This window comes from Pantoea sp. PSNIH1, from assembly GCF_007680655.1.
Classification (GTDB): domain Bacteria; phylum Pseudomonadota; class Gammaproteobacteria; order Enterobacterales; family Enterobacteriaceae; genus Pantoea; species Pantoea eucrina.
The window spans coordinates 580,997-601,073 of sequence record NZ_VEIP01000001.1; the positions used below are offsets into that span (position 1 = coordinate 580,997).

At 56.4% G+C, this 20,077-nt stretch carries 22 protein-coding genes and 1 pseudogene; 8 read left to right on the forward strand and 15 right to left on the reverse strand.

All coding sequences use genetic code 11. The annotated features are described in order from the left end of the window. Window positions 1-2: 2 nt before the first annotated feature. The gene (locus tag FS690_RS02695) at window positions 3-1,019 is read left to right on the forward strand and encodes an ABC transporter ATP-binding protein (protein ID WP_145339041.1); all 1,017 of its coding nucleotides are present in this window, start codon (window positions 3-5) and stop codon (window positions 1,017-1,019) included. After that, on the forward strand, window positions 1,016-2,020 hold the full coding sequence (gene oppF / locus FS690_RS02700) for a murein tripeptide/oligopeptide ABC transporter ATP binding protein OppF (protein WP_039384638.1): 1,005 nt from the start codon (window positions 1,016-1,018) through the stop codon (window positions 2,018-2,020). The genes FS690_RS02695 and oppF overlap by 4 nt, the downstream gene beginning before the upstream one ends. Before the next feature lie 63 nt (window positions 2,021-2,083). Here the strand turns inward: oppF and FS690_RS02705 are convergent, their stop codons facing one another. Beyond that, the gene (locus tag FS690_RS02705) at window positions 2,084-2,413 is read right to left on the reverse strand and encodes an HI1450 family dsDNA-mimic protein (protein WP_222126073.1); all 330 of its coding nucleotides are present in this window, start codon (window positions 2,411-2,413) and stop codon (window positions 2,084-2,086) included. Between the two features lie 35 nt (window positions 2,414-2,448). Beyond that, window positions 2,449-3,909, reverse strand: coding sequence for a cardiolipin synthase (cls, locus tag FS690_RS02710; RefSeq protein WP_039384637.1), 1,461 nt, complete (start codon window positions 3,907-3,909; stop codon window positions 2,449-2,451). Between the two features lie 163 nt (window positions 3,910-4,072). Here cls and FS690_RS02715 point away from each other — a divergent pair, with 163 nt between their 5' ends. Beyond that, the gene (locus FS690_RS02715; RefSeq protein ID WP_128083772.1) at window positions 4,073-4,246 is read left to right on the forward strand and encodes a YciY family protein; all 174 of its coding nucleotides are present in this window, start codon (window positions 4,073-4,075) and stop codon (window positions 4,244-4,246) included. A gap of 20 nt (window positions 4,247-4,266) precedes the next feature. Here the strand turns inward: FS690_RS02715 and FS690_RS18320 are convergent, their stop codons facing one another. Next, entirely contained in the window at window positions 4,267-4,437 is a 171-nt protein-coding gene (locus tag FS690_RS18320; RefSeq protein WP_158086426.1) for a hypothetical protein, read from the reverse strand. Window positions 4,438-4,440: 3 nt separating this feature from the next. Continuing rightward, on the reverse strand, window positions 4,441-4,737 hold the full coding sequence (locus FS690_RS02720) for a YciI family protein (protein ID WP_039384635.1): 297 nt from the start codon (window positions 4,735-4,737) through the stop codon (window positions 4,441-4,443). 204 nt (window positions 4,738-4,941) lie between these two features. Here FS690_RS02720 and FS690_RS02725 point away from each other — a divergent pair, with 204 nt between their 5' ends. Then, window positions 4,942-5,673, forward strand: coding sequence for an energy transducer TonB (locus tag FS690_RS02725; RefSeq protein WP_145339042.1), 732 nt, complete (start codon window positions 4,942-4,944; stop codon window positions 5,671-5,673). Between the two features lie 45 nt (window positions 5,674-5,718). Here the strand turns inward: FS690_RS02725 and yciA are convergent, their stop codons facing one another. From yciA to FS690_RS02745, 4 genes are read right to left on the reverse strand one after another with little or no spacing between them, the layout of a single operon-like run. Continuing rightward, the gene (gene yciA, locus FS690_RS02730; RefSeq protein WP_039384631.1) at window positions 5,719-6,135 is read right to left on the reverse strand and encodes an acyl-CoA thioester hydrolase YciA; all 417 of its coding nucleotides are present in this window, start codon (window positions 6,133-6,135) and stop codon (window positions 5,719-5,721) included. A gap of 54 nt (window positions 6,136-6,189) precedes the next feature. Beyond that, window positions 6,190-6,729: a septation protein A gene (locus FS690_RS02735; RefSeq protein ID WP_039384629.1), complete on the reverse strand. Its 540-nt coding sequence runs from the start codon at window positions 6,727-6,729 to the stop codon at window positions 6,190-6,192. 59 nt (window positions 6,730-6,788) lie between these two features. Beyond that, window positions 6,789-7,523, reverse strand: coding sequence for a YciC family protein (locus FS690_RS02740; RefSeq protein WP_039384626.1), 735 nt, complete (start codon window positions 7,521-7,523; stop codon window positions 6,789-6,791). 49 nt (window positions 7,524-7,572) lie between these two features. After that, the gene (locus FS690_RS02745; RefSeq protein ID WP_094110951.1) at window positions 7,573-7,968 is read right to left on the reverse strand and encodes a YkgJ family cysteine cluster protein; all 396 of its coding nucleotides are present in this window, start codon (window positions 7,966-7,968) and stop codon (window positions 7,573-7,575) included. 232 nt (window positions 7,969-8,200) lie between these two features. On the opposite strand from FS690_RS02745, the gene ompW reads away from it, so the two are divergent. Next, entirely contained in the window at window positions 8,201-8,833 is a 633-nt protein-coding gene (gene ompW, locus FS690_RS02750; RefSeq protein ID WP_039384618.1) for an outer membrane protein OmpW, read from the forward strand. Between the two features lie 38 nt (window positions 8,834-8,871). On the opposite strand, the gene FS690_RS02755 is transcribed toward ompW, so the two are convergent. From FS690_RS02755 to FS690_RS02785, 6 genes and pseudogenes are all read right to left on the reverse strand, one after another. Next, window positions 8,872-9,186, reverse strand: a complete 315-nt coding sequence (locus FS690_RS02755; RefSeq protein WP_039384615.1) for a BON domain-containing protein — start codon at window positions 9,184-9,186, stop codon at window positions 8,872-8,874. A 186-nt stretch (window positions 9,187-9,372) separates the two neighbouring features. Continuing rightward, window positions 9,373-10,176, reverse strand: a complete 804-nt coding sequence (gene trpA, locus FS690_RS02760) for a tryptophan synthase subunit alpha (RefSeq protein ID WP_039384612.1) — start codon at window positions 10,174-10,176, stop codon at window positions 9,373-9,375. Next, the gene (gene trpB / locus FS690_RS02765) at window positions 10,176-11,369 is read right to left on the reverse strand and encodes a tryptophan synthase subunit beta (RefSeq protein ID WP_039384608.1); all 1,194 of its coding nucleotides are present in this window, start codon (window positions 11,367-11,369) and stop codon (window positions 10,176-10,178) included. The genes trpA and trpB overlap by 1 nt, the downstream gene beginning before the upstream one ends. A 43-nt stretch (window positions 11,370-11,412) precedes the next feature. Continuing rightward, entirely contained in the window at window positions 11,413-12,774 is a 1,362-nt protein-coding gene (gene trpCF / locus FS690_RS02770; RefSeq protein WP_186368974.1) for a bifunctional indole-3-glycerol-phosphate synthase TrpC/phosphoribosylanthranilate isomerase TrpF, read from the reverse strand. Window positions 12,775-12,781: 7 nt separating this feature from the next. After that, window positions 12,782-14,375, reverse strand: a pseudogene (trpD, locus tag FS690_RS18500) (bifunctional anthranilate synthase glutamate amidotransferase component TrpG/anthranilate phosphoribosyltransferase TrpD). Beyond that, complete coding sequence (locus FS690_RS02785; RefSeq protein ID WP_104085017.1) at window positions 14,375-15,937, reverse strand: anthranilate synthase component 1; 1,563 nt, start codon at window positions 15,935-15,937, stop codon at window positions 14,375-14,377. The pseudogene trpD and the gene FS690_RS02785 overlap by 1 nt, the downstream one beginning before the upstream one ends. 280 nt (window positions 15,938-16,217) lie before the next feature. Between FS690_RS02785 and FS690_RS02790 the strand changes: the two genes are divergently transcribed. Together FS690_RS02790 and FS690_RS02795 are read left to right on the forward strand one after the other, a co-directional pair. After that, complete coding sequence (locus FS690_RS02790; RefSeq protein ID WP_039384594.1) at window positions 16,218-17,093, forward strand: PHP domain-containing protein; 876 nt, start codon at window positions 16,218-16,220, stop codon at window positions 17,091-17,093. Between the two features lie 21 nt (window positions 17,094-17,114). Continuing rightward, complete coding sequence (locus FS690_RS02795; RefSeq protein WP_039384591.1) at window positions 17,115-17,735, forward strand: L-threonylcarbamoyladenylate synthase; 621 nt, start codon at window positions 17,115-17,117, stop codon at window positions 17,733-17,735. A 23-nt stretch (window positions 17,736-17,758) separates the two neighbouring features. On the opposite strand, the gene FS690_RS02800 is transcribed toward FS690_RS02795, so the two are convergent. Beyond that, window positions 17,759-18,400, reverse strand: coding sequence for a hypothetical protein (locus FS690_RS02800; RefSeq protein ID WP_039384588.1), 642 nt, complete (start codon window positions 18,398-18,400; stop codon window positions 17,759-17,761). 777 nt (window positions 18,401-19,177) lie between these two features. On the opposite strand from FS690_RS02800, the gene rluB reads away from it, so the two are divergent. Beyond that, window positions 19,178-20,053, forward strand: coding sequence for a 23S rRNA pseudouridine(2605) synthase RluB (gene rluB, locus FS690_RS02805; protein WP_145339043.1), 876 nt, complete (start codon window positions 19,178-19,180; stop codon window positions 20,051-20,053). The last annotated feature ends 24 nt before the right edge of the window (window positions 20,054-20,077 follow it).

The window sequence follows — 20,077 nt, forward strand, 5'->3', positions numbered from 1 at the left end:
CGATGAGTTTTGAAACCACAACGCCAGCGCGTGCTGTGCCGGCGGGAAGCCCGGAGCTGCTGCTGAATGTGCAGGATCTGCGCGTAACCTTTACCACGCACGACGGCGACGTTACCGCCGTCAACGATCTCAATTTTTCACTGCGTGCCGGGGAAACCCTTGGCATTGTAGGTGAGTCAGGCTCCGGCAAATCGCAGACGGCGTTTGCGCTGATGGGGCTGCTGGCAAAGAACGGCCGCATTGACGGATCGGCACGTTTTAACGGACATGAGATCCTGAACCTGCCCGAAGGCAAGCTGAACAAGCTGCGTGCGGAGCAGATTGCCATGATATTTCAGGACCCCATGACCTCGCTCAATCCCTATATGCGGGTAGGGGAGCAGCTGATGGAAGTTCTGCAGCTGCACAAAGGCATGAACAGCGCGCAGGCTTTTGAAGAGTCGGTACGCATGCTGGATGCGGTAAAGATGCCGGAAGCGCGGAAGCGGATGAAGATGTATCCGCATGAATTTTCGGGCGGGATGCGCCAGCGCGTGATGATTGCCATGGCGCTGCTATGTCGTCCTAAGCTGCTGATTGCCGATGAGCCCACCACTGCACTGGATGTAACGGTTCAGGCGCAGATCATGACGCTGCTTAATGAGCTGAAACGCGAATTTAACACCGCCATCATTATGATCACGCACGATCTTGGCGTCGTAGCCGGGATCTGCGACAAAGTACTGGTGATGTATGCCGGGCGCACCATGGAGTATGGCCGTGCCCGCGATGTGTTTTATCAGCCGGCGCATCCATACTCTATCGGGCTGCTGAATGCGGTACCGCGACTCGATGCAGAGGGTGAGTCTCTGACGACCATTCCCGGCAATCCGCCAAACCTGCTGCGGTTGCCGCAGGGCTGTCCGTTCCAGCCACGCTGTGCTTATGCAATGGAGATATGTGCCGCTTCGCCGCCGCTGGAGCCGTTTGCCGACGGACGCCTGCGCGCCTGCTTCAAACCGGTGGAGGAGTTAGTATGAGCACCGTTGTGGAAGAGAAAAAAGTACTGCTGGAGATAGCCGATCTTAAAGTGCATTTTGAGATCAAAGATGGCAAACAGTGGTTCTGGCAGCCGCCGAAGACGCTGAAAGCGGTGGATGGTGTCAGCCTGCGGCTGTATGAGGGCGAGACGCTGGGTGTGGTAGGCGAATCGGGCTGTGGTAAATCGACGCTGGCGCGCGCTATCATCGGGCTGGTGAAAGCGACCGAAGGGCGTGTCGCCTGGCTGGGACGCGATCTGCTGGGGCAGAGCGCGGAAGAGTGGCGTCAGGCCCGCAGCGATATTCAGATGATTTTTCAGGACCCGCTGGCGTCACTGAACCCGCGTATGACCATTGGCGACATTATTGCTGAACCGCTGCGCACCTATTATCCCAAAATGCCGCGTCAGGAAGTCAGAGACAAGGTCAAAGCGATGATGATGAAAGTCGGCCTGCTGCCGAATCTTATCAACCGCTATCCGCACGAGTTCTCTGGCGGCCAGTGTCAGCGTATCGGTATTGCGCGCGCGCTGATCCTGGAGCCGAAGCTGATTATCTGTGATGAGCCAGTCTCGGCTCTGGATGTCTCTATCCAGGCGCAGGTGGTGAATCTGCTGCAGAAACTGCAGCGCGAGATGGGGCTGTCGCTGATATTTATTGCGCACGATCTGGCGGTGGTGAAACATATCTCCGATCGCGTGCTGGTGATGTATCTGGGCCATGCCGTTGAGCTGGGTACTTATGATGCGGTGTACAACGATCCGCAGCATCCCTATACCCGGGCGCTGATGTCGGCGGTGCCGATCCCCGATCCTGACCTGGAGAAGAATAAACAGATCCAGCTGCTGGACGGAGAGCTGCCTTCGCCAATCAATCCGCCTTCAGGCTGCGTATTTCGTACCCGCTGTCCGATTGCCGGGCCGGAATGTGCCAAAACCCGCCCGCTGCTGGAGGGCAGTTTCCGCCATGCGGTATCCTGCCTGAAGGTAGATCCGCTCTGACGTCAGTCAGCAGGCTCTGAATAGCAAAACGCCGGGCAAAGGCCCGGCGTTTTTATGGCTGACTTATTCGCGCCAGAGAATATGGCAGAGCTTATGATGCTTCTCACGGCAGAGCAGCACGCGGGCAAACACATCCGTGATAGGTTCGCCATCGGCCTCACCCAGACCAATCACAACCTCTGAGAAAAAGTCGGGATTTAAGTCAAAATCAACATGTTCCTGCCAGTCTTCCGACGGGTCAAACAGCTCTGCGCCGCCACGCTCTTCAAACTGCAGGTTAAACAGAATAATATCAGCCGGATCGAGGTTATCGCCCGCCAGCTCCAGAAAAATATCGTAGGCCTGCTCCAGCGTTTCATCATCGGTCAGGCGGTTGTCTAAATCCATGGTCATGTGCTTATCCTGCGGCGGTAATCTTTCCGCTCGTTTTACAGTAATGGACTAAAGAAGTAAAACAGTCGTTCAACGATGCGCTGCCACCAGGCACGTTTCGCCCAGCGGGCGTTGTCCAGCAGGCGCGAACGGGCAATATAGTCATCCTGCACGGTAGCGAGATCGCTGCCAAAACCATCATCATCTACCACCAGGGTGATCTCAAAATTGAGCCACAGGCTGCGCATATCAAGGTTCACCGTGCCCACCAGGCTGAGCTGCCCGTCAACCAGCACGCTTTTGGTATGCAGCAGGCCATCTTCAAACTGATAGATTTTTACGCCCGCTTCCAGCAGTTCCGTAAAGAATGCCCGGCTGGCCCAGCCAACCAGCAGTGAATCGTTGTGACGCGGGACAATAATACTGACCTCTACGCCGCGCAGCGCAGCCGTGCAGATAGCGTGCAGCAGATCGTCGCTGGGAACAAAATAGGGGGTGGTCATGATCAGCTGCTCGCGCGCGGAGTAAACCGCGGTCAGCAGCGCCTGATGGATCATATCCTCGGGGAAACCCGGTCCGGAAGCGATAACCTGAATAGTGTGGCCGCTCTCCTGTTCAAACGGCATGATGTTGCCGTCTGGTGCCGGAGGCAGAATACGCTTACCGGTCTCAATCTCCCAGTCGCAGGCGTAAACGATCCCCATTGTGGTGGCAACAGGCCCCTCCATCCGCGCCATCAGATCGATCCACTGCCCGACACCGGCATCCTGCTTAAAGAAACGCGGATCGACCAGGTTCATGCTGCCGGTGTAGGCGATGTAGTTGTCGATGAGCACGACTTTGCGGTGCTGCCGCAGATCCATACGCCGCAGGAAAACACGCAGCAGGCTGACCTGCAGCGCCTCAACCACATCGATCCCGGCGTTACGCATCATATTTGCCCATGGGCTACGGAAAAAGGCGACGCTGCCGGCAGAATCGAGCATCAGACGACAGTGCACGCCCCGGCGTGAGGCTGCCATCAGCGACTCCGCCACATCGTCAGCCAGGCCGCCTGGCTGCCAGATATAGAACACCATCTCGATATTATGACGCGCCAGCTGAATATCACGGATTAGCGCCTGCATCACCTCATCGCTGCTGGTCAGCAGCTGCAGCTGATTGCCTTTGACGCCAGCGATCCCCTGCCGGTGCCGGCAGAGATCAAAAAGCGAGCGTGCAACGTCGCTGTGCTCGGTGGCAAAGATATGCCGGCACTGCCTGAGGTCGGTGAGCCACTTAGCCGTAGAGGGCCACATGGTGCGGGCGCGCTCGGCCCGGCGCTTGCCAAGATGCAGCTCCCCGAACGAGAGATAGGCGATAATCCCTACCAGCGGCAGAATATAGATGATCAGCAGCCAGGCCATAGCTGAGGTCACTGCGCGACGTTTCATCAGAATACGCAGCGTTACACCCGCAATCAGCAGCCAGTAGCCAAACAGCAGTAACCAACTGATCAGGGTATAAAAGGTGGTCATTGAGTGGACATCCTGTTCGCGCATTTATAGGCAAAGTTTACGTGCTGATGCGCTGTAGCGAAACCTTAATCTGCCCTGAGATTTATCGATAAAGGTTTCGAATTGGCATTTCTGTGCAGATCACTATAATGCGTGCCGAAATATGCCGGACTGAGAGAGTGTCATGAGACGAAGCAGAAATGAAGTGGCCCGCTGGAGAATGTTACGCCAGGTGCATCGCCGTCGTGCCCGCTGGCTGGAGGGCCAGTCGCGTCGCTATAAGCGCATCCATGCCATTCGTCACCAGGTTGCGCAGCAGCAGCGCCGTTCAATTCTGTTTATTACGCAGAATATGTGAGACCGGCGCGGCTGGGTTCGTTAATGGCCGCGCAGCATCAGCGTAATGTTGACGATCTGCGCCGCCGCCGCCAGGACTATCAGCATGACAATCTGCTGGCGCGCCTGGAGCCAGCCCTGACGGCGCCAGATCCAGAGCGCACGACCGGTAAGCAGCAGTGCCACCAGTAGCAGCAGCAGTGATAACATCACGAATTAAAATACCCGCTTAAACGGCTTAACGGTAACTTTTTCGTAAACGCCAGCGGCGATATAGGGATCGTCCTGAGCCCAGGATTGCGCCGCCTCCAGCGAATCAAACTCTGCGACAATTGCCGAGCCGCTAAAGCCAGCGGGGCCTGGATCGTTGCTGTCGACCACCGGTAGCGGGCCGGCAACAATCAGTCGTCCCTCATCCTGCAGCAGCTGCAGACGAGCAAGGTGCGCAGGGCGCACGCTGTTGCGTTTTTCCAGTGAATCTGCGGTATCTTCCGCGTAGATGAGGTAAAGCACGATGGGATACTCCCGTTAGACTGGCCGAAATTGCGAGACACGTTAAGGGATCGCCCGGCAGAGTGCAAACGAAACCTCAGGGCAATCGGCGCCAGCGCAAGCGGGGTTAAAAAAAAGAGGAAACGGGGCACTTTTACGCTGCTTATTGAAACTGATTGCTATTTGCATTTAAAATCATCTTCTCACTCAATGACCACAGCTGCTATGACGACATTGACAACGCCTTTTCCGACCCGTACGCCTGTTTCACTGATCCTCTCCGTGGTACTGCACGGGTCCGTTATTGCCGGCATTCTCTATGCCTCGTGGCATCAGTCCCGTGAGCTGCCTGCCGCGTCTCAGCCTATCGCCATCACCATGGTCGCGCCTGAGGTGCAGCCGGAACCTGCGCCGGCTGTGGTAGCACCGGCATCGCAACCTGAGCCTGAACCCGAGCCGCAGGCCGCCCCGGAGCCGCCAAAAACGGAGCCGGTTCCTATTGCAAAACCGGAGCCGAAGCCGAAACCTAAGCCGAAGCCAAAACCAAAAGCAGAAAAAAAACCGGCGCCAGCCCCCCGTCAGCCGGCACCGGACCGGGCCGATCCGTTCAGGCAGGAGACCGCAGCAGCTCAGCCCCGGCCCGCCACTGCACCAAAAGCGGCCACTGCTCCGGCACCGGTTAAAGCGAGCGGACCGAAAGCGCTCAGCATCAGCAAACCAGCCTATCCGGCACGCGCGGCCGCGCTGCGTATTGAGGGTAATGTACGGGTGAAATTTGATGTCGACAGTGACGGCCGGGTTGGCAACGTCACTATTCTTTCGGCACAGCCGCGCAATATGTTCGAGCGCAGCGTCAGGGATCAGGTTAAAAAGTGGCGCTACCAGCCGGGCCAGCCGGGCCAGGGCATCACCATGAATATTGTTTTCCGTATTAACGGCGGCGCGAAGATCGAGTAGGGCGCAGAGCAGAGCGGCCGAAAAAGCCGCTCTGCTTTTCATCACTCAGTGGCTGCGGTTAGCGCGATCTGCCGGCAGCGGACGCGACTTGCCGCTGTTGTCTACTGCGACGTAAACGAACACCGCTTCGGTGGCGCAGTAGGTCTGGCCTATCGGCTCAGATGAAACCTTTTTAATCCACACCTCAACGTTGATAGTCATTGAGCTGTTTCCGGTGCGCAGGCAGTGCGCATGGCAGCTGACCACATCGCCTACCGCGACCGGCTTCAGAAAACTCATGCCGTCGACCCGAACCGTGACCACGCGACCTTCAGCGATCTCTTTTGCCAGAATTGCACCGCCCATGTCCATCTGCGACATCAGCCAGCCGCCAAAAATATCGCCGTTGGCATTGGTGTCGGCTGGCATAGCCAGCGTACGCAAAACCATTTCGCCCGTGGGCTGCTTATGCTTCTCGTTCATTGCTCAGTTCTTCTGCAGGTGAAAAAAAGCCCGGCTGGCCGGGCGATGGAAAGACTATTTTGATTCCTGCTGGGGCATCTGCCGCCAGATGTAGAGCCCGCTCAGCAGGGTAAACAGCAGCGTCAGCCCTGTCAGGCCAAACACTTTAAAGTTCACCCATACCGGCTGTGGCAACCAGAACGCAACATAGATGTTGGCAAGGCCGCACAGCAGAAAGAACAGCGCCCAGGCGATGTTGAGCCGGCGCCAGACCGTGGCAGGCAGCTGCAGCTCTTTTCCCAGCATGGTCTGGATCAGGGGCTGCTGCATGAACCACTGGCTGTAGAGCAGTGCGAGCGCAAACAGCGAATAGATTACGGTGACCTTCCACTTGATGAATTCATCATTATGAAACACCAGCGTCAGGGTGCCGAACACCGCCACCAGGACAAAGGTAAACAGGGTCATCTTTTCCAGCTTGCGATAGAGCACCCAGCTCACTACCAGCGCCAGGCCGGTAGCCACCACCAGCGCGCCCGATGCAACGTAGATGTCGTAGAGTTTGTAAAAAACAAAGAAAACGACCAGGGGGAGAAAGTCGAGTAACTGCTTCATAGCGTTTCCAGTCCGGACAGTAGCCTGTGGTTATAGCGCTCAGCGGAGCGCCGTAACCCTTAACGTAACAGCATATAGAGCCGATACAAATAAATAATCAAAACGGCAGAAACCAGATTGCCCAGCGCGTTAAGCACCACGGAGGCAATATTGGCGGGCAATACCGTCAGCGAAGAGAAAAAGAACATCAGAATAATTTTTGCCAGCAGCCACAGCAGAATAGCGGGTGCAATCAGGCGAATATTTTTCCACGCCAGGCGCAGGCTGGCGCGCATGGCACCGATTACGCCCATTTTTTCACTGACCAGCATCACCGGCGCCAGAGAGAGCAAGATAGCGAGCACGATACCAGGCACCATCAGCACCATAAAGCCAAGCTGCACCAGCAGCGTGATCAAAAAGGTCTGCAGCAGCAGCTTAGGCAGCAGCGGTGCAGCGGTACCGATAGCGCGCAGGGCACTGACGCGCTGACCGCTGGAGACCAGCGGGATCAGGCAAAGCATGCCGCCGAGCAGCAGCGTATTACCAATCAGCGCCGCCAGGGTTCCTGCTGCGGAAGCGCGCAGCAGTATACGCTGCTGATCCGGAGACATATTCTGTACCAGTTCAAACAGGGAGGATGCGCTGCTGTCACTCTGACTCAGCAGCGACAGCTGCTCATCATCAGGCGTTAACGCATGCCCGATAATCACGGTAATGAATGAGGTCAGCAGCGCCATCAGCATTATAGTGACCAGCTGATGGCGCAAAAAATTTCCTGTGTCACGGTATAACGAGCTTGCCGTGATAGACATGTACACTCCTTGAAAAAAACCGGGTTAATTAACCCGGCGATTGTACATGCTAAGCGGTCAGGCTGGCACCCGGAATACCATAACTTTCTGTCATGTCAGGTAAAGAAGGGTGAAAAAGGGCAGGTAATCCATGGCGGGCGCGGGCACGGTCGCAGGCTTCGTTAACGACGCCATTTTCCCCGGACATCGCAAATTCACGGCAGGGAGAGGGGCGCTGCTCATAGATACCGCAGGAGACGCAGCTACCGGGCTCGCCCTGCAGAGCAACGCAGCGCGGCGTGCGATCGCTGGTGCCGCGCATATTGCGCATCAGCAGGTTTAGCGGCTCGGTGAGTTCGGCTGGCACTGCGCCACCGGCATCATCGGCTTCAGCCCAGTAAAAGGAAACGCGAAAATAGGCGCAGCAGGCGCCACAGGTCATACAAGGGTTAGTTATATCGCTCATCTGATCGCCCGCCACTCCTGAGGCATCGAACCAAAATCACTCGGGATCAGCAAAGTAATCACGTTATGAAACTTCAGCAACCTGTTTTTGATCTTTTTTCGCGCTGGCAAATTTGATCTGTGTCAATTCATTGTTAACTAAGCATTTATTCTGCCAGCCAGTTAATGAAATCTGCGCTGAAAACCGTTACATCTGTGCCGCGAAAAATTTTAATTCAGGCAAAGGAGTGATGATGAAACTGGCAAAATGCGCACTGTTCCTGGCGATGGCGATACCACAGCTGGCGCTGGCTCATCAGGCGGGTGACTTTTTTATGCGCGCCGGTACGGCAACGGTCCGTCCGACAGAGGGGTCAGATAATGTGCTGAACATGGGTGAATTCAGCGTCGATAATGATACGCAGCTGGGGCTGACATTCACCTGGATGGCGACCGACCATATCGGAATTGAGCTGCTGGCTGCCACGCCGTTTCGTCATAAAGTCGGTCTTGGTCCGACCGGTAACCTGGCCACGGTGCGTCAGCTGCCGCCCACGCTGATGGCGCAATACTATTTCCTCGACAGTAACAGTGCGGTACGTCCTTATGCGGGCGTTGGCATCAATTACACCACCTTTTTTGACGCAAAGCTGAATCAGACCGCCAGGGATGCACAGCTCAGCGATTTGAGCGTTAAAGACTCCTGGGGCATTGCGGGTCAGGTGGGGCTCGATTATCAGATTAACCGTGACTGGATGCTGAACGCTTCGCTGTGGTACATGGATATTGATACTGAAGTGAAATTCAGACATCAGGGCGTACAGCAGAATATTAATACGCGTATCGATCCGTTTGTCTTTTTCTTTGGTGCAGGCTATCGCTTCTGAGGCAGAAGAAGGGCGACCTGCCGGCCGCCCTTTTGGTATTACTTGATCTGCATATTATTAACAACAGACTTCACGCCTGCCACGCTGCGCGTAACGGAAACGGCGCGGTTAGCCATCTGTGGCGAGCTGACAAACCCGCTCAGCTGAACCTTACCTTTGAACGTTTCAACATTGATTTCTGTAGATTTCAGCGCTTCATCATTCAGCAGCTGCGCTTTTACTTTCGTGGTGATGACGGTGTCATCAATATAACCGCCGGTGCCTTCTTTGGTTGGCGTTGGCGCACAGGCGCTCAGTGTCAGTGCCACAAATGCAGCCATAAAAATTCCCGCAACGACCTTGAACAATTTCATTTGGTTATCTCCCTGTCATAGATGGATTCACACCGTAACGCAACGGCGCATTTAAGTGTGGGTCGGCCCTGAATAATCGGCAACCTGCTGGCAGAGAAAAAGTGAAAAAAGCTGGCGCTCAGGCAGAAAGGATGGGGGTGGCGGAAAAAAGAGTGTGGCCCCGTCGGAGTGACGGAGCCACAGCGATTAGCGGGTGGCCGCTTTCAGGCCGCTGACAAAGGCTTTCAGCTCACGCAGCAGCGTTGCCGGGTCGCGCTGATTTTTCTCAATGATGCGTACAATGGCAGAACCGGAGATCGCTCCCGCTGCGCCTGCAGCAATCGCTTCACGTACCTGCTCCGGCTCGGAGATGCCGAACCCCTGCAGGGCAGGCGGCGCCTGAAACTCACGCAGTTTATCAATCAGATGGTGAAGCGGCTGACTGGCGCGGTTTTCAGCACCGGTCACCCCTGCGCGCGACAGCAGATAAGTGTAACCGCGGCCATGCTGAGCCAGTTCACGCAGCAGGTCATCGCTGGCATTAGGCGGGCAGATAAAAATCGGCGCAATGTTGTGACGCAGCGCAGCCTGGCGGAAGGGGGCTGACTCTTCAACTGGCACATCAGCGACCAGTACCGAGTCGACGCCCGCGGCGGCACACTGCGCATAGAACGTATCGATGCCGCGGCTGAACACCAGATTAGCGTACATCAGTAAACCAATGGGCAGATCGGGGTATTTCTGCCGCACTACCTGCAGCATTTCAAAGCATTGCGCCACCGTGGTGCCGGCCGCAAAAGCCCGCAGCGTGGCGCTCTGAATGGTGGGTCCATCTGCCAGCGGATCGGAGAAAGGGATCCCCAGCTCCAGCGCATCAGCGCCGCCTTCAACCAGCGTATCGATAATCTGCAGTGAGAGCTCCGGAGAGGGATCGCCCAGCGTAACAAAAGGGACAAACGCGCCTTCCTGACGCGCTGACAGGCGTGAAAACAGCTGATTATAACGCTCCATCAAATCTCTCCTTTCGCTTTAAGCAGATCGTGAACCGTGAAAATATCTTTATCGCCGCGACCGGAAAGGTTAACCACCAGCAGCTGCTCTTTTTCCGGATTTGCCCGCATCATTTTCAGCGCATGGGCCAGCGCATGAGACGATTCCAGGGCCGGAATAATCCCTTCTGCGCGGCACAGCGTTTTAAACGCGTCGAGCGCTTCATCATCGGTAATGGAGACATACTCTGCGCGCCCGATGCTGTTCAGATGCGCGTGCTGCGGACCAACTGACGGAAAGTCGAGGCCGGCGGAGATAGAATAAGACTCTTCAATCTGGCCCTCTTCGGTCTGCATCATTGGCGCTTTCATACCAAAATAGATACCAACCCGGCCGTGCTTCAGTGGCGCGCCGTGCTCGCCGCTTTCAATACCGTGGCCAGCGGGTTCAATACCAATCAGGCCCACGCTGCTCTCTTCAATGAAATCAGCAAACATGCCAATCGCATTGGAGCCGCCGCCTACGCACGCCAGCACGGCATCGGGCAGGCGGCCTTCCGCTTCGAGGATCTGCGCTTTGGTCTCTTCGCCGATCATACGCTGGAATTCGCGCACGATGGTCGGGAAGGGGTGCGGACCTGCTGCGGTTCCCAGCATATAGTGTGCGGTCTCATAGCTGCCTGACCAGTCGCGCAGCGCCTCGTTACAGGCATCTTTCAGCGTAGCTGAGCCGCTGTGAACCGGGATCACTTCCGCGCCCATCAACCGCATCCGGAACACATTGGGAGACTGACGCTCAACATCTTTCGCCCCCATATAAATACGGCACTTCATGCCGAGCAGCGCGCAGGCGAGCGCGGAGGCGACACCATGCTGGCCGGCGCCGGTTTCCGCAATGATCTCATTTTTCCCCATTCGCTTTGCCAGCAGCGCCTGACCCAGTACCTGATTGGTTTTATGCGCGCCGCCATGCAGCAGATCTTCGCGCTTCAAATAGAGGCGGGTTTTCGTCCCCTGAGTCAGATTACGGCACAGGGTCAGCGCCGTCGGACGACCAGCGTAATTTTTCAGCAGATCGGTAAACTCCTGCTGAAACTCAGGATCGCGCTGCGCTTCAACAAAAGCAGCTTCCAGCTGGCGCAGAGCCGGCATCAGGATTTGCGGAACGTACTGGCCGCCAAATTCACCAAAATAGGGATTCAATAACGTCGACATAATTGATCTTTCCTCAACGGCCCGCACTGGCGGGCCAGCAACATTAGTAAGCGCGTAATGTGGTAAATACCGCAGCAATTTTGCCGGCATCTTTTATGCCAGGGGCGGACTCCACGCCGGAGTTAAAATCAAGACCAGCGCAGCCCAGCTGGGCTGCCGTCACGCAGTTATCAGCGGCGAGACCGCCAGCCAGCAGCACGTTGTCCAGCGACTCTCCCTGCAGCAGCGACCAGTCAAACTGCTGCCCGCTGCCGCCCTGGCCATTATCAAACACGTAGCGATCAACGTGCGGCCAGTCGCGCGCCGGCAGGCTCTCTTTGACACTCAGCGCTTTCCAGATTTGCGTCTGTGGCGGCAGCGCCTGACGCAGCGTGGCAACATAGTCACGATCTTCGGCGCCATGCAACTGCACTGCTGCCAGATTCAGCTCTACCGCCAACGTGACAACGTCACCAACCGGCGCATTACGAAACACGCCCACATAGCGCAGCGGCGCTGCGGCCATCACGCGGTGTGCCTGGACAGTATCGATTTTGCGCGGTGAGCCTTCAGCAAAAATCAGACCGCCATACAGGGCTCCCGCTTCACTGGCGGCGCGCGCCGCTTCCGGCTGCGTCAGGCCGCACACTTTATTATCACCCAGCAGCACGCGACGTACCGCAGCTGCCAGGTCAGCCTCTTCCATCAGCGCCGAGCCGATGAGAAAACCGTTAGCAAAGCGGCTCAGCTCACGCACCTGCGCATAATTATGAATACCGGATTCACTGATGACCGTGACGCCGTGACTGAGGCGCGGTGCCAGCTCGCGGGTGCGGTTAAGATCGATTGAAAGATCGCGCAGGTCGCGGTTGTTGATGCCCACCACCTGAGCGTCGAGGGCAATCGCCCGTTCCAGCTCCGCCTCATTGCTGACTTCGGTCAGGATGCCCATGTTCAGGCTGTGAGCCACTGCGGCGAGCTGCCGGTACTGTTCATCATCCAGTACGGAGAGCATCAGCAGGATGGCGTCCGCCTGGTAGTGGCGCGCCAGGTAGATCTGATAGGGGTCGATGATAAAATCTTTGCACAGCACGGGCTGGGTCACCGCCGCGCTGACAATCGGCAGAAAAGCGAAGTCACCCTGAAAATATTTCTCATCCGTCAGTACCGAAATGGCAGACGCGTGATGACGATAGACGGCGGCGATGGCGGCAGGATCGAAATCCTCGCGGATCACCCCTTTTGACGGTGACGCTTTTTTACACTCAAGGATAAAAACGGTGCGGGTGCCGCGCAGGGCGTCATAAAAAGAGCGCGTTGCCGGCTGCAGTTCCGGGTGGAATGTCTCCAGCGGCTGCTGCTGCTGACGCTCTGCTATCCACATCGCCTTATCCTGCACAATTTTCTCTAATACGGTGCCTTTAATACTCATCTCATCCTCTCGCTGCCAGTGCAACCACGCGCTCATAAGCCTGTCCGCTGCGAATCGCGGCAATGGCCCGCTCCGCGTTGTCGCGCAGGTCTTCATGACCAAACACTTTCAGCAGCATCGCCACGTTAACGGCGACCGCCTGCTCATGCGCGGGCTCTCCTTTACCCTGAAGTAAACGGGTCAGAATGTCACGGTTTTCTTCCGGCGTCCCGCCCGCCAGCGCCTCTTTGTCATGCATGCCAAAACCAAAGTCATCCGGCGTCAGCTGATAGCAGGTAATTTCCCCTTCGCGCAGCTCAGCCACCTGCGTGGCGCTGTGCAGAGCGACCTCATCCATTCCGCCGCCGTGGACCACAGCGGCCCGCTGATAGCCGAGCACCTTCAGCGTTTGCGCGATGGGCAGCACCAGCTCCGGGCTGTACACGCCAATCACCGCCAGCGGCGGTCGGGCCGGATTGATCAGCGGGCCGAGCACGTTGAACAGCGTGCGCGATTTCAGCTGCTGACGCACCGGCATTGCGTGACGAAAGCCGGTATGGTACTGCGGCGCAAACAGGAAACAGACATTAAGATCGTCCAGCGCCTGGCGCGCCTGCTGCGCGGGCATGTCCAGATTAATACCAAACGCTGCCAGCAGATCGGAGGAGCCGGATTTGCTGGAGACGCTGCGATTACCATGTTTGGCCACTTTAAGGCCGCAGGTTGCGGCCACAAACGCGCTGGCGGTCGAGATATTAATGCTGTTACTGCCGTCGCCTCCGGTGCCGACGATATCAGCAAACGCATAGTCAGGACGCGGGAAAGGTTTGGCATCAGCCAGCAGCGCCGATGCGGCGCCGGCTATCTCCTGTGGCTGCTCGCCGCGCACTTTCATGGCAATCAGCGCTGCGGCCAGCTGAGTGGGCTCCAGCTGACCGGTAATAATGGCGCTGAACAGCTGGTGGCTCTCCGCCTGGCTCAGCGTTTGCGCCTGATACAGTTTTTCCAGAATAGTTTGCATCTTTATCTCCCTGTTACTGCGCCAGCGCCCAGGCCAGCGTCTGCTCAAGCAGGCGTGCGCCCTGGGTGGTGAGAATCGATTCAGGATGGAACTGAAAGCCGCAGACGCGATCGGCATCATGCCGCACGGCCATGACCATGCCGTTGTAGCTGGCGTTAACCGTCAGCTCAGCGGGCGTATTACTCCCCACCAGCGAGTGATAGCGTGCCACCGGCAGCGGATTACTCAGGCCGCTGAACATCGCGCTGCCGTCATGCTCTACCGCAGACGCCTTACCATGCAGAATTTCACCCGCCTGGCCCACGTGGCCGCCATACGCTTCAACGATAGCCTGATGACCCAGACAGATACCGATAATGGGGAGCTGGCCGCGCAGCGCCTGCAGCAGGGCTGGCATACAGCCCGCATCAGTCGGCGCGCCAGGACCGGGTGACAGCATCAGCACCGGATTTTCCATCTGCTGCAGCCGCGCAATCAGCGTCTCAGCCGGCACGCTGTTGCGGTAGATCACTACGTTGTGACCAAAGCTGCGCAGCTGATCCACCAGGTTATAGGTAAACGAGTCGATATTATCGAGCAGCAGGATATCAGCCATCAGAACATCTCCTTGCAGTGGTGCGCGGTTGCGATAGCGCGCAGAACTGCGCGTGCTTTGTTGCGGCTTTCATCCGCTTCAGCCTGCGGGACAGAATCCAGCACCACGCCGGCACCCGCCTGCACGGTAGCCACACCTTCTTCGACCCAGGCGGAACGGATCACGATGCAGGTATCGAGATCGCCGGTCGCCGTGAAGTAGCCCACGGCACCGCCGTAACTGCCGCGCCGCGTGCCCTCTTTTTCAGCAATCAGCTGCATGGCGCGTACTTTAGGCGCGCCGCTCAGCGTGCCCATATTCATACAGGCGCGGTAGGCGTGCAGGACATCCAGATCGTCACGCAGCGTGCCGACCACGCGGGAGACCAGATGCATAACAAAAGAGTAGCGGTCAACTTTGGTCAGATCGGCAACGTAACGACTGCCGGGTTTGCAGATACGGGCAAGGTCGTTACGTGCCAGATCCACCAGCATCAGATGTTCGGCCAGCTCTTTATGATCGGTACGCATCTCCAGCTCGATACGGCTGTCGAGATCGCGATCCAGCGAGCCGTCGGCATGGCGGCCGCGCGGGCGGGTGCCGGCAATGGGGTAGATCTCAATCTGGCGCGACTGCGCGTCATACTTCAGCGAGCTTTCCGGTGAGGCACCAAACAGGGCGAATTCCCGATCCTGCATAAAGAACATATAGGGGCTGGGATTGCTGTTCTTCAGCGTTTCATAAGCGGCAAGCGGTGACGGACAGGGTAGCGAGAAACGGCGCGACGGCACGACCTGGAAAATTTCACCGATGCGGATAGCCTGCTGCAGCGACGCCACCACCTCGCAGTAAGCATCATCGCTCTGGCTGGTGCTGAGCGTCATCTGTTCCACGCGCTGCACCGGCAGGGCGGGCGCCGGCTGTGTCATCTGCCCGTGCAGCTGCTCAATACGGCTCTGCAGACGCTGAAATTCACTGGTTGACGGCGTAAACAGGCTCGCCTGCAGGCGGGCTGAACCTTGCTGGTGGTCGATAATCAGCAGCGTTTCCGCCAGATAGAAGCAGTAGTCGGGACAGCACTGGTCGTTGCGCAGCGCCGGCAGCGCTTCAAAGCCGGCGACCAGGTCGTAAGCAAACAGTCCGCCCAGCAGCATCGCTTCACGCTCATCGGCAGGTGTATTAACCAGTTGCGGAATCAGACGCAGCGCATCAAACACCGAGAAGGCTTTTAGCCGCGAATCTTCATCCTGTACATCATTCGCCGTAGCAAAATGCAGCTCACGACCATCCGGACGAACGTCGATTTTTACGCTCTCAGGCAGAGCGGCATCCAGCAACGGCAGCAGGGCACGGCCATTTTCAGAGAGCGCCTGTAAAGTCACGGTCTGACCAAGGGCGCTGATGCGCAGTGCACTATCAACAATCAGCAGGCTTTTCAGATTTTTTTTGCTGTCGATGTCCGCAGACTCAAGCAGCAGAGTGGCCGGACGTGCGCCGCACAGTTGATGAAACACCGCGGCCGGATCTTCGCGATAGGGTGCGTTTCCGGTAATCAACTTCAATGTAGGTTTCGCATTTGCCATGATAATTTCTCTGAAATTCGCTCAAAAAAAAGCCCGCATGGTGGCGGGCTCAGGTATCTGCACAGGAATCAGGCTTGTGCACAATAACGCCACCCGTTACAGGAAGACGTACGCCAGCTATCTGTTAACCGCATTGCTACCTGACTCATGGCAGATACCCACTGTGTGTGAACTTGTGTACTAGTTAACTGGTTCGGGTGAAAAATGTCAATACCCTTTCTCAGTTAACAACAAAATCGCTATCATGCCCGCTGATTTTTAGCCGTGCTCCGGAGTTACTTTGTCAGATATCAGCCGTTTCCCGCTTTACGATCTTCACAGCCATACCCGCGCCTCCGATGGATTGCTGACCCCAGCGGCCCTGGTTCAGCGCGCGGTTGATAAGCAAGTTGGCGTGCTGGCCATTACCGATCACGATACGGTCGCGGGCGTTGCTGAGGCGCAGGCGTTTGCACAGGAGCAGAAACTGCCGATAAAAGTGCTGGCCGGTCTGGAAGCGTCCACGCTGTGGGAAAATCACGAAATTCATATCGCAGGCCTGAATATCGATTGCGATCATCCGGCACTTAAGGCCTTTCTGGCAGCGCAGCACCAGTGTCGTTATGAGCGGGCGCTGCAGATTGCTGAACGGCTGGAGCGGGCCCGCATCCCCGACGCACTGGCGGGCGCACAGCGGCTGGCACAGGGTGGGGTGATTACGCGCGGTCATTTTGCCCGTTATCTGATTGAACAGGGTAAAGCTGAGAATATGGCCCAGGTGTTCAAACACTATCTGGCGCGTGGCAAAACCGGCTATGTGCCACCACAATGGTGTACAATTGAACAAGCTATTGAAGCTATTCATCATTCCGGCGGCGTCGCGGTGCTGGCGCATCCGGGACGCTACGGCCTGTCGGCAAAATGGCTGAAGCGGCTGATTGCCTTTTTCGCACAAGCGGGAGGCGACGCGATCGAGGTGGCGCAGTGTCAGCAGCCGCCTAACGAACGCACCCAGCTGGCAGGCTATGCGCGCGATAATCAACTGGCAGCATCGCAGGGGTCCGACTTTCACCAACCCTGTCCCTGGATTGAGCTGGGGCGTAAACTCTGGCTGCCGGGTGGCGTTGAACCCGTCTGGGAACGCTTTCCCGCTCTGGCCCCCGCTTCAACTGCCTGAGACAGATGACAAGAGGTTTTTATGAGTCAACGTTTTCACATTCATCCTGATAACCCGCAGCCGCGCCTGATTAATCAGGCGGTGGATTATCTCAATAAAGGCAGCGTCATTGTCTATCCCACCGACTCCGGCTATGCGCTGGGGTGCCGGCTGGAAGAAAAAAACGCGATGGAACGTATCTGCCGTATCCGTCAGCTGGATGGTAACCACAACTTTACGCTGATGTGTCGCGACCTCTCAGAGCTTTCGGTTTACTCTCAGGTCGACAACTCAGCCTTTCGTATCCTGAAAAACAACACCCCAGGTAATTACACTTTTATTCTCAAGGCGACGAAAGAGGTGCCGCGCCGCCTGATGAATGACAAACGCAAAACCATCGGGCTGCGCGTGCCTTCGCATCCGGTTGCGCTGGCGCTGCTTGAGCGACTGAATGAGCCGATGATGTCGACATCACTGATGCTGCCCGGTAATGACTTTACGGAATCCGATCCGGAAGAGATCCAGCACAGCATCGGAAAACTGGTCGATCTGATCCTCGATGGCGGCACGCTGGGGCAACAGCCGACGACGGTTGTCGACCTGACGGAAGACACGCCGGTCGTGGTGCGCGCAGGTGCCGGAGATACGCGGCCATTTAGCTAATCGCCCGGCCAGGCCAGGTGTCGCTACGTGACAGGCGCCTGGCTGAGATTGCGCTCAAGCCAGCGCTTAAAATCGCCATAGGGAATATAGAGTGACACATCTTTAAGGATCACTTTTCTGCTACGTCTGTTCGCAATTTCATGACTGTATCCCACAATCACTCCGGCAATGGTTTCATCACTGTTATAGACCGCGCCGCCTGACATTCCCTGAGTCACACCCGCATTAGATGCCATTGCCATACAGGGTTTTTTATTCCAGCGATTAGTAATAGCCGTGCGCGCCAAATTAACGCCGCTCGATTCAACCGGCATGGCAGAAATAAAACTGTAGCCATACATTTTAATCGCTTCTCCGGGCGCGCTGGTACGAAACCTGGCCAGCGTATCAGGACTATTTTTGTGATAAATAATCGCAACGTCGCAATAAGGATGATAGGCCTTAACGCGCTGCACAGACGTTTTAGCAACGTGCGCCGCTGTCAGGCTGTACTCCGGCGTAAGGGGAATAGTTGTACCGAGAACACCCAAACCCAGCACTGTCGGCACGCCTGTTACGCTCATATCAACATGTTCAAGCGCCGCTTTGCTGTATTCAGTCTGTCCAACGGAACAACCGGTCAGCGCCAGCGCGAACAGCGCCGGGCAAAGTACGGTTATTTTCATTGTTACGATCTTCTTTAAGGCGCGTCAGTAACATCCCTGGTGAGGAGAGCAGACACGCTAATTAATTATGTCAGCCTGTACGGGCATATAGACGGGATATTTTCCGTTAAAACAGCCGTCATGCAGAGTGACGTTAATAATTTGTTATAAATAGCTTTAGGCTTAATAAAATAATATTTCTTCGAATCTACATCTGGCCTGCTGCTTTATTTTACACCGCTTTTATTTATGCACAAATTCAGCGCGCTAATAGATGGCAATAAAACAGAATATAGAGCCTTAAACCAACCTGTAGCGCGGATCATACGCACAACCCACTCAGGGCGAGGTGAAATTTTGTTTTAAGCTGGTTGGGTAGATGATTGTGTGGTTTTCGTAAGCGATAGCACTATTTTGCCGTGCAGCCGGGGCCTGAGCGGTTTTAGCGGGTTCATTGCTTTAAAGCGATTTCCCCGGTCGGGCTCATCAGGCATCAATATAATACGAGCTTCTCTATCGCCAGGTCATTGACCAGGCTGTAAACAGGAGAGTGTCAGGGATAAAAACGCCTGTCGTCATGAACGGCAAAACCGGCAGAGGCGGGAAAACGCCGGCCGGCTATTATCGGCAGCAAAGTTAAAGGTGTTAACGCAACCTTAGCTGGTGTAAAATCGCAGGCCGTTTGCATCCGGTCAGATTGATGCGCAACGTTAACAGTTTCTGACAGAGGACGTGGTAATCCCGCTGTCTTACCCATTCTTACCACGACGCCTGGGAAGGCGACAACGAGGCAGCTCCATGAGCGAAAAATTACAGAAAGTATTAGCGCGTGCCGGTCACGGCTCGCGCCGCGAAATCGAAACCATGATTTCCGCCGGACGCGTCAGCGTAGATGGCAAACTGGCCACGCTGGGCGATCGCATTGAAAATGACAAAAGCCTGAAAATTCGTATTGATGGTCACCTGGTCTCTATTGCCGAGTCCACTACGGAAGTGTGCCGCGTGCTGGCTTATTACAAGCCGGAAGGGGAGCTTTGTACCCGTAACGATCCGGAAGGGCGCCCAACCGTGTTTGACCGCCTGCCGCGCCTGCGTGGATCGCGCTGGGTGGCAGTGGGTCGTCTGGACGTTAACACCTGCGGTCTGCTGCTGTTCACTACCGATGGGGAACTGGCCAACCGTCTGATGCATCCAAGTCGCGAAGTTGAACGCGAATATGCGGTGCGTGTTTTTGGCGAAGTGGGTGACGATAAAGTGCGTCTGCTGAGCAAGGGCGTTCAGCTGGAAGATGGCCCGGCTGCCTTTAAAACCATTAAGTTTGCTGGCGGTGAAGGGATCAATCAGTGGTACAACGTTACCCTTACCGAAGGACGCAACCGCGAAGTGCGTCGTTTATGGGAAGCGGTAGGCGTTCAGGTTAGCCGCCTGATGCGCGTGCGTTATGGTGATATTCAGCTGCCAAAAGGCCTGCCGCGCGGCGGCTGGATGGAGATGGAGCTGCCGGCGGTAAACTACCTGCGTAAGCTGGTGGGCATGCCGGAAGAGACCGTTACCAAAGTTGCCATTGAGAAAGATCGCCGTCGCACCAAAGCGAATCAGATCCGCCGCGCAGTGAAGCGTCACAGCAGCGCCGGCAATACCACTCAGCGCCGCAGCAGCAAACGCGGCGCCTGATGGCTGTGTGCCGCTGCCCCGGCA

Bases quoted from the DNA above. Each gene is read 5' to 3' on its own strand.
- FS690_RS02695 (WP_145339041.1), top strand. From the start codon at position 3: ATGAGTTTTGAAACCACAACGCCAGCGCGTGCTGTGCCGGCGGGAAGC.
- oppF (WP_039384638.1), top strand. From the start codon at position 1,016: ATGAGCACCGTTGTGGAAGAGAAAAAAGTACTGCTGGAGATAGCCGAT.
- FS690_RS02705 (WP_222126073.1), bottom strand. From the start codon at position 2,413: ATGACCATGGATTTAGACAACCGCCTGACCGATGATGAAACGCTGGAG.
- cls (WP_039384637.1), bottom strand. From the start codon at position 3,909: ATGACCACCTTTTATACCCTGATCAGTTGGTTACTGCTGTTTGGCTAC.
- FS690_RS02715 (WP_128083772.1), top strand. From the start codon at position 4,073: ATGAGACGAAGCAGAAATGAAGTGGCCCGCTGGAGAATGTTACGCCAG.
- FS690_RS02725 (WP_145339042.1), top strand. From the start codon at position 4,942: ATGACGACATTGACAACGCCTTTTCCGACCCGTACGCCTGTTTCACTG.
- yciA (WP_039384631.1), bottom strand. From the start codon at position 6,135: ATGAACGAGAAGCATAAGCAGCCCACGGGCGAAATGGTTTTGCGTACG.
- FS690_RS02735 (WP_039384629.1), bottom strand. From the start codon at position 6,729: ATGAAGCAGTTACTCGACTTTCTCCCCCTGGTCGTTTTCTTTGTTTTT.
- FS690_RS02740 (WP_039384626.1), bottom strand. From the start codon at position 7,523: ATGTCTATCACGGCAAGCTCGTTATACCGTGACACAGGAAATTTTTTG.
- FS690_RS02745 (WP_094110951.1), bottom strand. From the start codon at position 7,968: ATGAGCGATATAACTAACCCTTGTATGACCTGTGGCGCCTGCTGCGCC.
- ompW (WP_039384618.1), top strand. From the start codon at position 8,201: ATGAAACTGGCAAAATGCGCACTGTTCCTGGCGATGGCGATACCACAG.
- FS690_RS02755 (WP_039384615.1), bottom strand. From the start codon at position 9,186: ATGAAATTGTTCAAGGTCGTTGCGGGAATTTTTATGGCTGCATTTGTG.
- trpA (WP_039384612.1), bottom strand. From the start codon at position 10,176: ATGGAGCGTTATAATCAGCTGTTTTCACGCCTGTCAGCGCGTCAGGAA.
- trpB (WP_039384608.1), bottom strand. From the start codon at position 11,369: ATGTCGACGTTATTGAATCCCTATTTTGGTGAATTTGGCGGCCAGTAC.
- FS690_RS02785 (WP_104085017.1), bottom strand. From the start codon at position 15,937: ATGGCAAATGCGAAACCTACATTGAAGTTGATTACCGGAAACGCACCC.
- FS690_RS02795 (WP_039384591.1), top strand. From the start codon at position 17,115: ATGAGTCAACGTTTTCACATTCATCCTGATAACCCGCAGCCGCGCCTG.
- FS690_RS02800 (WP_039384588.1), bottom strand. From the start codon at position 18,400: ATGAAAATAACCGTACTTTGCCCGGCGCTGTTCGCGCTGGCGCTGACC.
- rluB (WP_145339043.1), top strand. From the start codon at position 19,178: ATGAGCGAAAAATTACAGAAAGTATTAGCGCGTGCCGGTCACGGCTCG.